This is a genomic window from Exiguobacterium sp. 9-2 (genome assembly GCF_036287235.1).
GTDB lineage: Bacteria > Bacillota > Bacilli > Exiguobacteriales > Exiguobacteriaceae > Exiguobacterium_A.
Genome location: NZ_CP142850.1, coordinates 2,739,471 through 2,752,777 on the forward strand (window position 1 = coordinate 2,739,471; position 13,307 = coordinate 2,752,777).

Here is a 13,307-nt window from a genome sequence, read left to right on the forward strand (position 1 = left end):
TCACGCGCGTAAAAAAGTTAACGTTACGGTTAGACCCGATGAAGCGGACGACAAGCTCGCATCCCCGCCGAGTTGACGCATCGTCTCTTTGACAATCGCTAAACCAAGACCCGTTCCGCGCGTCGTCCGGGATGCATCGCCTTGATAAAAGCGTTCGAAGGCATGTTTCATCTGTTCATCAGTCATACCTGGTCCTTCATCCTTGATTCGGATGATGATCTGATCCGCTTGTTCCTCTGCTTGAATCTGGATCGTCGCTCCGTCTTTTGAGACCGAGACAGCGTTTCGGATGACATTTTGGAAGACATGTTCCAAAGCACTGGCATCTGCTTGAATCTGTAGTGCTGTCGAGACGTCGAGTGCAACCGCAATCCCTTGCTCATCCAGCTGGAAGGCAAGTGTCGTGAGTGTCGCCTCAAGAGTCGTCCGCAGATTAAGTGCTTGTCGTTTGAAGCGTCGTCCTTCATCGAGCTTCGCTAAGATCAACAGTTGACGCGTCAGCTCCGACATTCGCTCCGCCTCTTGACGGATGACCGTCCGTTTCCTGACGTCTTCTCCCGTCACATCGAGTTGTCCCGCGTAACCAGCAATCGTCGTCAGCGGCGACTGGAATTCATGCGAGACGTTCGCAACGAATCGGCGCCGTTCCGTATCAGACGCTTCGACTGCCGTTGCCATTTCGTCAAACCGCCGGGACAGCTCACCAATTTCATCGCGTGCCTTCGTTCCGACGCGGATTCCGTAGTCACCGTCTGCCATCTGTTCCGTCGCTTTTGTCAGGCGCCGGATCGGACGAACGAGATAGCGGATTGAAAAGACAAGCAAAAGAAAACTGATCACGACAAGCAGTCCAAGGAACAGACCGACGAACAGATGCAACTCACGGATCTGACGACTCAAGTCCGGTCGGACGAAGATCGCGTCCGTGCCTTGCGCCGTCTTGACCGACGTGCCGTACGTATTGATGACTTCATTATCAAACAGACCAAGCAAGAAGAGATGGAACGGATATTCACGCATTCCGTAATACGGTTGACCACTCTTCACTTGCTCGACGACCCGATTCGAGAGCGCTTCATCACGAAACGTGTTTCCATACCGCTCGATTCCGTCGTCCGAGCGCACATACAGTTGAAAGCCGGTCGCTTGTAACATCCGGTAAAACGACTCCGTCTTTCCGTCCCCGTGCGTTTCATAATAATCGATCGCCGTCTCGACCGCTTCCTCGACTTTTTGGCTGTAGCTGTCCTGCCAGAACGAATAGTAAGCGATGTTACTGATTAAAAGCGCGAGGAGTGCCGACACGAGTAAGACGACGCAGACGAGTCCGACGATTTTCGTATAGAGCGATCTCATGCGTCGACCTCCAACCGGTAACCGAGACCGCGGACCGTCTCAATCTTTACCTGATTCGTCTCCTTTAAGCGTCCACGGAGGCGTTTAATGTGAACATCAATCGTCCGGTCATCCCCCATGAAATCGAGTCCCCAAACGTGTTCGATCAACTCCTCGCGGCTGAAGACCCGTCCCGGGAAACTCGCCAACTGATGCAACAATTCGAATTCACGTCGCGGGAGTGTCCACTCGGTCGACTGAATCGTCACGAGCTGACTACGTTTATCGATCGTGACATCTCCAAGATGCAAAACAGGTTGCGCCGCTTTTTGATAGCGCCGAGCCACAGCGTGGAGGCGAAATACTAATTCTTCCGGATCAAACGGTTTTGTGATGTAATCATCGGCACCTGCTGCGAAACCGTCCCGTTTATCTGTCAGCTCCCCGAGTGCCGTCAGCATCAAGATCGGGATGTCCCCGTGTTGCCGTAATTGCTCGCATAAGACGAGACCGGTCTGTCCGGGGAGCAGGACATCGAGTACAGCTGCTTCGAACGTCATCGTCTCGATCCAAGCAAGCGCTTCGTTTCCGTCTGCTGTCGCTCGGATGGAATGCCCGTCGGCTTGTAACGTTGACACGACAAGGGCTTGGATATGAGGATCATCTTCTGCGACTAGAATATACATCGTACTCCTCCTTTTTTAGACAAACAAAAAAATCCCCTTCCCCCTTCTCAAAATGAAAAGGATGAAGGGGATGACGATCATCCGCGCTCTGGGTAGAGTGGGAAACGACCTGTCAAAGCAACGACACGCTCACGTGCTTGTGCGAGAACGTCTGCTTCTTCTGGGTGGTTCAACACGAGTTCGATCAACTCTGCGATTTCTTTCATCTCAGCTTCCTTGAATCCGCGAGATGTCATCGCTGCCGTTCCGATCCGGATACCGCTCGTGACGAACGGGCTCGCTGGGTCGAACGGAATTGTGTTCTTGTTGACCGTAATGCCAGCTTCGTCAAGCGCATGCTCGGCGAGTTTACCTGTGATACCGAGTGGTTGCAAGTCAACGAGGAGCAAGTGATTGTCTGTTCCGCCTGAAACGATCCGGAGTCCACGATTCGTCAATTCCTCACCGAGTACTTTGGCGTTCGTGACGACTTGACCGATGTAGTCCTTGAACTCTGGTGCAAGGGCTTCACCAAATGCAACAGCTTTCGCGGCGATGACATGCATGAGTGGACCACCTTGGATCCCTGGGAAGATTGCTTTATCAATCGCTTTCGCATGCTCTTCTTTACAGAGAATCATCCCACCACGTGGACCACGCAACGTCTTATGCGTCGTCGTCGTGACGAAGTGTGCATGCTCGACTGGGTTCGGATGTTGACCTGCTGCGACGAGTCCAGCGATGTGTGCCATGTCGACCATCAAGTAAGCACCGACGCTGTCTGCGATTTCACGGAACCGCTTGAAGTCGATGACGCGCGGATACGCCGATGCGCCCGCTACGATTAATTTTGGTTTGTGCTCTTCTGCTAATTTCGCGACGACGTCGTAGTCAATCATTTCTGTCTCTTGATCGACACCGTATTCCACGAAGTTGTACTGGACACCGGAGAAATTGACGGGACTACCGTGCGTCAGATGGCCACCGTGCGATAGGTTCATCCCGAGGACCGTATCGCCCTGTTCGAGAATCGTGAAGTAGACCGCCATGTTCGCTTGTGCACCGGAGTGCGGCTGCACGTTCGCGTGCTCTGCCCCGAAGATTTCCTTCGCGCGGTCGCGTGCGAGATTCTCAGCGAGATCGACATACTCACAGCCACCATAATAACGACGACCTGGGTAACCTTCTGCGTACTTGTTCGTTAAGACGCTGCCTTGTGCTTCCATGACAGCTTGCGAGACGAAGTTCTCGGATGCGATCAATTCGATGTTATCCCGTTGACGACCTAGTTCCTGGCGCATTGCCGAAAAGAGTGCCTCATCTTGTTGTTTCAGATACGTAAGCGGTGTTTGTTCCATCTGAATTCCCCCATTTCATTTCGATAAACCTATCTTAACACGAATGTTTCCTTCCCGGCATCCCCCAAAACAACATCAAAAAAGCAAGGGGTGCGCAACCCCTTGCATGAATTATTCGTATTTAGCACGTGCCCCACCGATTAATTTTGGTCGTGTCACGGCTGCCGTCACGTGTGCCTCACCGATTTCCTTATGCGGCAAGCGCACTGGAATCGCAACAGCTTTCAAGTGCATCCCGATGAATGTATCACCGATATCGATTCCGGCATCAGCCTGAATCGCTTCGACGACGACAGGTGCCGAGAAGCGCTGGTACGCAGCACTCGCCATCGATCCACCTGCTTCTGGAACGGGAACGACCGTCACCGGATCAAGCCCGAGACGTTCGGCCGTTTGCCGCTCAAGTGTCAGCGCTCGGTTGATATGCTCACAGCCTTGGAAGGCGAGATCGACTTGATGCGATCGACGAAAGGCATCGAAGACATCGAACAAGGCGTCCGCCACTTCTGGTGAACCTGCCTTGCCGATTTGTTTGCCAATCACTTCACTTGTCGAACAGCCGATCACGAGCAATTTTCCTTTTAAGGAAAATCGTTCATCCAGAGCGTTCAGTGTTTCTTCTAAATCGTGCTGGATGCGTGTCACGTCCATTACTTCACCTCATAATCCGAGATTTTGCAAACGCGGTTCTCATGACGTCCACCTTCGAATTCCGTCTCAAGCCAAAGCTGTGCGATCTCACGAGCTAGTCCTGGACCGATAACGCGTTCGCCCATCGTCAAGATGTTCGAGTTGTTGTGCTGCCGCGTCGCTTTCGCGCTGAACGTATCATGGACGAGCGCTGCTCGGATGCCCTTGACCTTGTTCGCTGCGATACCGATCCCAATGCCTGTGCCACAAATCAAGATGCCACGGTCAAACTCTCCGTTCGCGACTGCCTCCGCGACTGGAAGCGCGACATCCGGATAATCGATCGAGTCGGACGAATGCGTACCGAAGTCCGTATAGTCGATGCCGAGCTCTTGTAGGAGATCGTTGATTTCTGCCTTTAACTTAAAACCGCCATGATCCGCGCCGATTGCTACTTTCATCTTTACTATTCCCCCGTTTGTTTAGGTTGTTTTTTCGGAAGCTTCCGTGTGTCCGGAGTTTTTCTTCCGTTTCCGTTCTGCGTTAATTTTAACACAAGACGATTGACGAGGGGTTCGAGTTCATTACGTACTTGGCGATAGACGTTCATCGATCCGCCGTACGGATCGTTGATATCCCGTTCAAGCCCAGTCACATATTCGTACAAGGTGAACGTCCGTTCCTTCAGTTCCGGATAGCGTTCACCGACTTCCTGCTTGTGCTGACGCGTCATCGTCAAGATGATGTCAGACCAGCGTCCGAGTACATCATCAAAGACTTGCGTATAGTGCTCGAGTTCGATGCCGCGTTCGCGTAACACTTGTAGTGCGTTCTCGGACGCATCGAATCCTTGCATCGAACGTAGTCCTGCTGAACGGACATCGAATTCCTGATCAGCGACTTTCGAGCGTAGTAACGCCATCGCCATCGGGCTACGGCATGTATTTCCTGTACAGATGAATAAAACGCGACGTGTGCTCATCTCCGTATCCTCCTTCTTCAAGGGCGAATGACCCGACCACCTGCTGCTTTATGGAGGCGGTTGCGGACCGCAAGCCCCACCCCTTCTTCTGATAGGTCTCGTACAAAAATCTGATCCACCGTCGTCTGATCAAATCGCCGTAAACAATCGTAAAGACGTTGTGCCGCCGTCTCCATCGAATTACCAAGGGAGCAGCGAACATCTGCGTCGACGTCCTCTCCATCGAACAGGAGAACGCCCGTCTTGTGTCCGGTTTGTCGTGCATCATCGATGAGTTGCTGTAAGAATGAAAGATCCCCTTCGACGACGGACAGTGTCGCTTCCGGCGCATAATGGGTATATTTCATCCCGGGTGCCTTCGGTGTAACATCTTTCATCGATAAGGCAGGATCGAGTGTGACAGGACCGATGATTGCCTCGACTTGTTCGCGTGTCACGCCACCCGGTCGTAAAATCGCCGGTGGCGTCATCGTACAATCGATGACAGTCGATTCGACCCCGATGCCCGTCTCCCCTCCATCGACGATCGCAGCGATGCGTCCCGAGAGGTCATGTGCGACATGCGCAGATGACGTCGGTGAAGGTTTTCCAGAACGGTTGGCACTCGGTGCTGCGAGACCCAGCCCTGTCGCTTCAATCAATTGAAGCGCGAGCGGATGATCTGGCATCCGTAATCCAATCGTATCTAGTCCTGCTGTGACGAGTGTGGATGCGGTGCCGTTCGATTCGAGGATGATCGTCAAGGCTCCTGGCCAAAACGCCTCCATCAAACGTGTTGCAACATCGGGAATGTGCGTGACGAACTGATGTGCCTGTTCTACGGATGCGACATGGACAATCAGTGGATTGTCGGAAGGTCGACCCTTCGCGGCGAAGATTCGCCGAACAGCCGCTTCGTTCGTTGCGTCCCCTGCGAGACCATAGACGGTCTCGGTCGGCATCGCCACGACCTCTCCTTCCTGCAATAACCGAACTGCTTCATCCATTGTCTGTAAATCAATCATTTCCGTCTTCACGCTGTACAATCCTTTCGTTCCGCATACACGATACGGTCTTTACCGTTTATATCTTTTAAAATACCCGTTTCCGCACTTGGATAACGTTCTTTTAACATCATTTGCACTTCTGGTCCTTGATTGTGTCCAATTTCAAACGCAATCAGTCGGAAATCGTCGCGTAGAACCCGTCCGCTCTCCTCGACGAGACGTCGGTAAAAGACGAGACCGTCTTTTCCACCAAACAGAGCGAGATGCGGTTCATGGTCGAATACGACCTCACTGAGCAATTCTTCTTCCTCAATATAAGGAGGGTTCGAGACGAGCACCCGCACGGAATCGTCCGCAAGTGGTGCCAGTAGATCCCCTTCGAGAAACGTCACGTCCCCACCAAGCGTCGCTTGATTCTGCTTCGCGACCGCAATCGCGGCTGGTGAAATATCGACGGTCGTGACCGGTTGCTCGAGTTCGAGCGCGAGTGTGATTCCGATCGCCCCACTACCAGTTCCGATGTCGACGATCTGTCCCGCGGTGAACGACTCACGTTTGAGGCGCTCCGTCACGAAGACGATCAACTCTTCCGTTTCTGGTCGCGGAATCAAGACATCTGGTGTGACGCTGAAGTTCCGTCCATAAAACGGCTGATAGCCGATTAAATGTTGCACGGGCACACCGTGAACATGGGCGAGCAAGTATTCACTGAATCGTAAATCCTGCTCCGGCGTCAATTCATCTGACAGACGGACGAGGAGTCCCGTCCGGTCGACTTCTAAGACGTGCATGAGTAACCATTCGGCACTCGAACCCTCGCGTCCTGCTTGTTCCATCATCGTTTTTGCTTCATTTAGACGTTTTGCGATCCGCATCAGTTTGCCGCCTCCGATGCCCGTGCTTGATACTCCATGACGAGCGTATCAATGACCTCATCCATCTCTCCTTGGAGGATCCGGTCGAGCTTCTGGATCGTCAAACCGATTCGGTGGTCCGTCACTCGGTTTTGTGCGAAATTATACGTCCGGATCCGTTCTGAACGGTCACCTGTACCGACAGCCGACTTCCGTTTTTCATCATACTCCGCCTGCTGCTCGCGTTGAATCTTATCGTAGACACGTGCGCGCAAGACCTTCATCGCTTTTTCCTTGTTCTTGATCTGCGACTTCTCGTCCTGACAACTGGCGACGATTCCCGTCGGCACGTGTGTGACACGGACAGCGGACTGTGTCGTATTGACGGACTGTCCGCCCGGTCCACTCGATGTGAATGTATCAACCCGGACATCCTTATCGTGGATTTCGACTTCAACGTCTTCTGCTTCCGGTAACACGGCGACCGTTGCGGTCGATGTATGGATCCGTCCGCCGGATTCTGTGGACGGAACACGTTGGACACGATGTGCTCCGTTCTCGTATTTTAACTTCGAGTAGGCACCCGTTCCTTTAACTATAAAGATAATTTCCTTATAACCGCCAAGCTCCGTATAGCTCGCGTCGATGATTTCGATCTTCCAGTTCTGTTTCTCAGCGAACTTCGAGTACATCTTAAAGAGATCACCAGCAAATAAGGCTGCCTCGTCTCCTCCCGCTGCGCCGCGGATTTCGACGATGACGTTCTTGTCGTCATTCGGGTCCTTCGGTAGCAGTAAGGCTTTCAGTTTCGCTTCGAGCTCTTTGATCTCCGGCTCAAGCATCGCGACTTCTTCCTTCGCAAGGTCGCGCATCTCCGGATCCGTCAACATTTGGCGTGCCTCTTGATAGGCTTCCATCTTCTCGCGATAGACGCGATAGGTCTCGACGGTCGGTGCAAGTTGCGACTGCTCTTTTGAGACCTCGCGCAATTGATTCGTATCATTAATGATGGCTGGATCAGCCAACATATCATTCAGTTTTTCATAACGGTCCTCTAAGGCACTCAATCGATCCAACATCTCGGGTCATCCTTCCTGCGATTCTTCTGACGTCAGTATAGCAAATATTGCGATCGATGGCGTCATCGTCTTCTTGAAAAGAGGCATTGACAGACAGGTTTTGAATTCCTATAATTGGTGTATTAATTGAATTAGTACACTTAAGGAGGTGAAGAAATGTTCACCGTCGATCCAAAAAGTCCGTTACCGATCTATGAGCAACTGGTCGCTCAAATCATCCGCTCGATTGCCCGTGGTCTACTCCGCTCTGGCGAACAGATGCCATCCGTCCGTGAACTTGCTGGTACACTCCTTGTCAATCCGAACACTGTCTCCCGCGCCTATCAGGAACTCGAGAGCCGCAACTTCATCGTCACGATGCGCGGCAAAGGCTCCTTCATCTCAGATATTCCACTTCATGAAGTCAAGAAAGCCGCCATTCAAGATCCACTCATTCGTCTTTGTTCCGTCGCCGACGAACTCTCCATTTCAAACGAAGAACTCTATCAACTCATCTTACACATTAGGGAGGATTCCTCATGTTGACCGTTTCTCATCTAACGAAACAAATTGACCGTACCATGATTTATGAAAATGCATCCTTTACTCTACCAGCAGGAACGATTACTGCGTTGATCGGGCGTAATGGTGCCGGAAAAACGACATTACTGAAAACACTTGTCGGTGCTCTTGAGCCAACGCGCGGAAAAGTTGAATGGAATGGCGAGTCGATCCACCACGTCCCGAAGACACGCGAGCACCTTTTCCTCGTTCCGGATTCTGTTTCCGTCTATCGCCAGATGACACTCGCCGAACTGATCAACTTCTACAATGCGTTCTATCCGAACTTCGAGAAAACGTACATCGAAAACTATTGTCGTTCGTCAAACCTCGATCGCGGACGTCGCGTGACGTCATTATCCAAAGGACAAGCTCAGTTGTTCCTTCTTCAACTTGCGTTCGCGACGAATGCTCCGGTCCTCTTACTGGATGAACCAACAGACGGACTCGATCGAATCAACAAACGAGATTATCTGAAACAGCTCGTATCATTGCTTGCGGAGCGCCAAACTGCCGTCTTGATTGCCTCACACCAACTCGAAGAGCTTGATTCACTCGCTGACCGTGTCATGACGATCGAAAAGCATCTCGTCCGTGAACCAAAGGCACTCGACGACGCCAAAGCCAGCATGCAGAAATGGCAAGTCGTCTATGAGGACGTTCCGGAATTGTCACATGCTGATCTTCACGTCTTATCCCAAACAGGTCGGGTCGTGACATTGCTCGTCTTATCCGATGCAGGCGCGCAGTATCTTGAAACGACGAACCCCTTGTTAAAAGATGCTTTGCCAGTGCAGATGGAAGATTACTTCTTAGGGACATTCGGAGGGAAACGACATGGTTAAGCAATTGATCCGTTATCATATCAAACAAGGCATCTGGCCGCTCGCTTGTTTCATTCTGCTTGCGATCTTCAGCTATGGGTTCGGCAGTTATACCGTCATCAATGAGTTCGAGAATTACGAGGCCTCTCAGCAACCTGCTCTACTCAACACCGTACTCGTCAGTCCCTTTTTCGCCGGATTCGCAGCGATTCTCATTGCTGTCTTCGCGATCCTGATGCTCGGTTCCGAGCGCGGGAGTGGTCGCAGCCTGATTTTGCACGCGTTACCGTTTCCGAAGGTCTGGTTGTTCTGGATCAAATGGGCGATTGGCGTCGTAACACTGATCTTGTTTCCGATCATCGGCTTCTTCGTCAGCTGGTTGTTGCTGCAAGCGTTCGGCGGTATCAATCCGTTTGATTACGTCACGTGGTCGTCACTCTTCCAAGATTTTGGTCTTTTCCTTCTATTTGATGTGACGATTTTGACGATCTTCTTATTCGCCGGAACAATCGCTGGTGATATCATCGGACAACTGTTGCTCGGCACGTTCTTCTTGTTCTTGAACTACTTCACGTATTTCAGCATCTACGCTGTCGCCCTGCTCGGTTTCGGTGTGACCTACGAGGAGTTAGACAAGCCGACAAGTTTCCTGATGACGATCACGACACCCTTCGCACTCTTTTTCGAAAGTAATGTCGATCTGAATCTAACATATCCCGTCTTGTTCTGTTTAGCTTTGACGATTGCCTTACTCTTCTTTGGTAGCCGTCTATATATCCGCGGAGCGAACGAACGACTCGGTCGGTTCACCATTTTCCCAAAACTACATCCAGCACTGATCATCACGTTCTCGATCTACACGACGATCCTGCTCGCAGGAATCATTGGTCTGATTTCGTCCGAGAACCAGTTCCTGTACTGGCTCGCGATCGTCATTCTCGCATGGCCGACGTTCAGTTCCTACCGTCGGATGATCGGGTGGAGTCGCTAATCTATACACAAGTAGCCCTTCTGAGATGATTTTTCAGAAGGGCTACTCGTTTGTCATCGTTTCTTCACAAACCTTTACAGACGGTCCATATGGATTTCATATTTTCTGCGTAAGGTTGTGTTTGTAGGTCGTAGCACCATAACCCATTACCTTTCGAGGAGGAATCCCTATGAAACTAAAACGTCTGATCCCGATTTTTGCCTTATCGACCCTTTCCCTGAGTACGATGATTTCGATGCCGGAAGCCGAAGCGAAAGCCAAACATACTCACTCACCCGAAATCCGGAACGTCATCTTCCTGATTGGTGACGGCATGGGTGTCTCATACACGTCTGCACACCGTTACTTAAAGAACGATCCTTCGACGACGACGGCTGAAAAAACAGCCTTTGATCCCTATCTCGTCGGTCAACAGATGACATATCCGGAAGATGCGAAGGAGAATATCACCGATTCCGCCTCTGCCGCGACAGCGATGTCCTCTGGTGTGAAGACGTACAATGCAGCGATTGCGGTCGATAATGATAAATCGGAAGTCAAGACCGTCCTTGAAGCAGCCAAAGAACGTGGCAAGTCAACGGGACTCGTCGCGACATCGGAAATCACGCATGCAACACCTGCCTCATTCGGTGCGCATGACGAAAGTCGTAAAAACATGAATGCGATTGCAGATGACTATTTCAAAGAACGTGTGAACGGCAAACATAAGATTGATGTCATGCTCGGGGGTGGGAAATCGAACTTCGTCCGTCCAGACGTCGATTTGACGAAAGCGTTCAAGAAAGATGGCTATAGCTATGTCACTGACCTCAATCAGCTGCAAGCAGATAAAAATAAACAAGTGCTCGGATTGTTCGCAGACGGTGGATTACCTAAACGAATCGATCGCGAAAACTCAGTCCCGTCACTTGCTCAAATGACGAACGCCGCAATCAAGCGACTTGATTCGAATAAAAAAGGATTCTTCCTGATGGTCGAAGGCAGTCAAATTGACTGGGCAGGACACGACAATGATATCGTCGGTGCGATGAGTGAGATGGAAGATTTCGAACGTGCTTTTAAAGCCGCGATCGCTTTCGCGAAGAAAGATAAGCATACACTCGTCGTCGCAACAGCCGACCACTCGACTGGCGGTTACTCGATTGGTGCAGATGGCATTTACAACTGGTTCGCTGAGCCAATCAAAGCAGCGAAGAAGACACCTGACTTCATGGCGCAGCAAATCGTCGAAGGCGCGGACGTACGGAAAACGTTAATGAAGTACATCGACCAAGACAAACTCGCCTTGACGGATCAAGAAATCGACAGCGTCTCTCGCGCTGCTGAATCGAAAACATTACTCGACATCGATAATGCCATCGAAGAGATCTTCAACGAACGCTCGCATACGGGCTGGACGACAGGTGGTCATACGGGTGAAGACGTACCCGTCTATGCGTTCGGTCCTGCGAAAGACCGATTCGCTGGTCAAGTCGATAACACGGATCACGCCAAAATCATCTTCGATCTGTTGAAGGCGAAGAAATAAGGAGACGTCTCATGAAACAGATCCTTGCTACTTTGATGCTTGGGACAGTGCTCGCTGGTTGTAGCACTTCCGCATCACAAGACACACCGAAAGAACCATCGTCTGCGAAACAAGAGCAGCCGGTACTGCTTGAAAAAACAAGCGCCTATGTCCCGAACCCACAACTTCCAGATGATCGTCAGCTGACGAAAATCGATCAAACCGTGACGGACGACAAAGGCGACCTGACGTTAAAACAGTTCAAACCAGTGAATGAAACGCGGAAGATTGGTCCAATCAAGATGACGATCGAAGAAATCAAAGTCTTTCACGCCCGTCCAAGCTACGGCATGATCGATTTCTTCCATGGTTATACGCACGATGAGTCCTTTGATCTGATTAAGATACGTGTCACGATCACAAACACGAGTGACGCACCCGTCACCTTTAATCCCGTTGCTCATTTCAAACTGGATGACGAAGCGGAAAAGACACTTGAAGACGATGTCTATCTCGAATCCCTGGCGAAGACATATGCTCCGTCTGAAACTCATAGTGGTAACTTTGGATTCATCTTGGAACGCCCGGTCACATCAATCGAACTCTTGACAAGTGACGTACTCGATGAAAAACAAGCGGTCCTCCAAAAGGGTACGACGTATTCGACATCCCTTCGTTAACTACCCTTCACACTTTTGCGCTCCATCTGTTTTCCGGTTGTACCCGGACCATAGGTGGAGCTATTTTGATGCCTGTATTCGTTCCATGCTACACTAAAAGCACTATTTGAGTGCAAAGGACGGATTGTATGCCGAAATACTTAACCATTTATCATCAACTCGCACAACGGATTCAAGAAGGAACGCTTCCAGCTGACATGAAATTACCTTCTGAGACAGAATTGATGCATGAATTCGAGGCGAGTCGTGGAACGGTCCGAAAAGCGATCGATGCGCTGCAAGAGAAAGGCTTCGTCCGCAAACACCAAGGAAAGGGTGTCTTCGTTCTGTCGCAAGAAGCGATCGAGTTTCAGTTCAACGGAATCGTCAGCTTTTCGGAGGCGCATCGCCGGATGGGTCGACATGCTGTCGAGACGGATGTGCTATCATGCGAAGTGCTCTCCGCCTCTCCTGAGCTCGCTTCGTTATTGCATGTGGCACAAGGAACAGACGTAACCCGTATTGAGCGGATTCGTCAGATTGATGGCGAACGCGTCATCCGTGACATTAATCATTTCGTAACCGCACTTGTGCCCGACCTAACCGCTGACATTGCTAAAGGGTCCATCTATCATTACATCGAAGAGACACTCGGACGGCAGATCAGCTATGCGAAACGAAAGATTGAAGCGCGCCCTGCGACACGGGAAGACCAAGAACGACTTGATCTTCACGACATGACACACGTCATCGTCGTCACGAACGATACGTACTTCTATGAAGGACAACATTTCGAGCGAACGGAATCACGTCACCGCCTCGATAAATTTCAATTCACCGATATCGCACGGCGTTGAATAGATGATGATCCATGAGGGAATCCGTACATAACGGGTT

At 51.0% G+C, this 13,307-nt stretch carries 15 protein-coding genes; 6 read left to right on the plus strand and 9 right to left on the minus strand.

Annotation, left to right across the window (positions count from 1 at the left end; genetic code table 11):
• The 9 genes from VJ374_RS14270 to prfA all read right to left on the minus strand — a co-directional run bounded on the left by VJ374_RS14270 (position 1) and on the right by prfA (position 7,889).
• The gene (locus VJ374_RS14270; protein WP_329469338.1) at positions 1–1,356 is read right to left on the minus strand and encodes a HAMP domain-containing sensor histidine kinase; all 1,356 of its coding nucleotides are present in this window, start codon (positions 1,354–1,356) and stop codon (positions 1–3) included.
• Positions 1,353–2,021, minus strand: a complete 669-nt coding sequence (locus VJ374_RS14275; protein WP_308102051.1) for a response regulator transcription factor — start codon at positions 2,019–2,021, stop codon at positions 1,353–1,355. Before VJ374_RS14275 ends, VJ374_RS14270 begins: the two co-directional genes overlap by 4 nt.
• Positions 2,022–2,098: 77 nt before the next feature.
• Positions 2,099–3,358 (minus strand): serine hydroxymethyltransferase, encoded by a 1,260-nt coding sequence (gene glyA, locus VJ374_RS14280; RefSeq protein WP_035410645.1) that lies wholly within the window; start codon positions 3,356–3,358, stop codon positions 2,099–2,101.
• A 111-nt stretch (positions 3,359–3,469) separates the two neighbouring features.
• Positions 3,470–4,009, minus strand: a complete 540-nt coding sequence (locus VJ374_RS14285) for a TIGR01440 family protein (protein ID WP_035410650.1) — start codon at positions 4,007–4,009, stop codon at positions 3,470–3,472.
• Positions 4,009–4,449 (minus strand): ribose 5-phosphate isomerase B, encoded by a 441-nt coding sequence (rpiB, locus tag VJ374_RS14290; RefSeq protein ID WP_329469342.1) that lies wholly within the window; start codon positions 4,447–4,449, stop codon positions 4,009–4,011. Before rpiB ends, VJ374_RS14285 begins: the two co-directional genes overlap by 1 nt.
• A gap of 5 nt (positions 4,450–4,454) precedes the next feature.
• Complete coding sequence (locus tag VJ374_RS14295; protein ID WP_035410655.1) at positions 4,455–4,970, minus strand: low molecular weight protein arginine phosphatase; 516 nt, start codon at positions 4,968–4,970, stop codon at positions 4,455–4,457.
• Between the two features lie 17 nt (positions 4,971–4,987).
• Entirely contained in the window at positions 4,988–5,986 is a 999-nt protein-coding gene (locus VJ374_RS14300) for an L-threonylcarbamoyladenylate synthase (RefSeq protein WP_035410658.1), read from the minus strand.
• The gene (gene prmC / locus VJ374_RS14305) at positions 5,983–6,831 is read right to left on the minus strand and encodes a peptide chain release factor N(5)-glutamine methyltransferase (protein WP_290752997.1); all 849 of its coding nucleotides are present in this window, start codon (positions 6,829–6,831) and stop codon (positions 5,983–5,985) included. Before prmC ends, VJ374_RS14300 begins: the two co-directional genes overlap by 4 nt.
• A complete protein-coding gene (gene prfA, locus VJ374_RS14310) occupies positions 6,831–7,889 on the minus strand; it encodes a peptide chain release factor 1 (protein ID WP_056064179.1) in 1,059 nt (352 codons plus the stop codon). Before prfA ends, prmC begins: the two co-directional genes overlap by 1 nt.
• A gap of 156 nt (positions 7,890–8,045) precedes the next feature.
• Between prfA and VJ374_RS14315 the strand changes: the two genes are divergently transcribed.
• From VJ374_RS14315 to treR, 6 genes are all read left to right on the plus strand, one after another.
• Entirely contained in the window at positions 8,046–8,414 is a 369-nt protein-coding gene (locus tag VJ374_RS14315; RefSeq protein WP_035410669.1) for a GntR family transcriptional regulator, read from the plus strand.
• Complete coding sequence (locus VJ374_RS14320) at positions 8,408–9,274, plus strand: ABC transporter ATP-binding protein (RefSeq protein ID WP_290772834.1); 867 nt, start codon at positions 8,408–8,410, stop codon at positions 9,272–9,274. The genes VJ374_RS14315 and VJ374_RS14320 overlap by 7 nt, the downstream gene beginning before the upstream one ends.
• Positions 9,267–10,244, plus strand: a complete 978-nt coding sequence (locus tag VJ374_RS14325) for a hypothetical protein (RefSeq protein ID WP_035410676.1) — start codon at positions 9,267–9,269, stop codon at positions 10,242–10,244. Before VJ374_RS14320 ends, VJ374_RS14325 begins: the two co-directional genes overlap by 8 nt.
• 169 nt (positions 10,245–10,413) lie before the next feature.
• Positions 10,414–11,772, plus strand: coding sequence for an alkaline phosphatase (locus VJ374_RS14330; RefSeq protein ID WP_056064171.1), 1,359 nt, complete (start codon positions 10,414–10,416; stop codon positions 11,770–11,772).
• Positions 11,773–11,783: 11 nt separating this feature from the next.
• On the plus strand, positions 11,784–12,431 hold the full coding sequence (locus tag VJ374_RS14335) for a DUF4352 domain-containing protein (protein WP_056064168.1): 648 nt from the start codon (positions 11,784–11,786) through the stop codon (positions 12,429–12,431).
• A 128-nt stretch (positions 12,432–12,559) separates the two neighbouring features.
• Complete coding sequence (gene treR / locus VJ374_RS14340; protein ID WP_056064166.1) at positions 12,560–13,267, plus strand: trehalose operon repressor; 708 nt, start codon at positions 12,560–12,562, stop codon at positions 13,265–13,267.
• Positions 13,268–13,307: the final 40 nt, after the last annotated feature.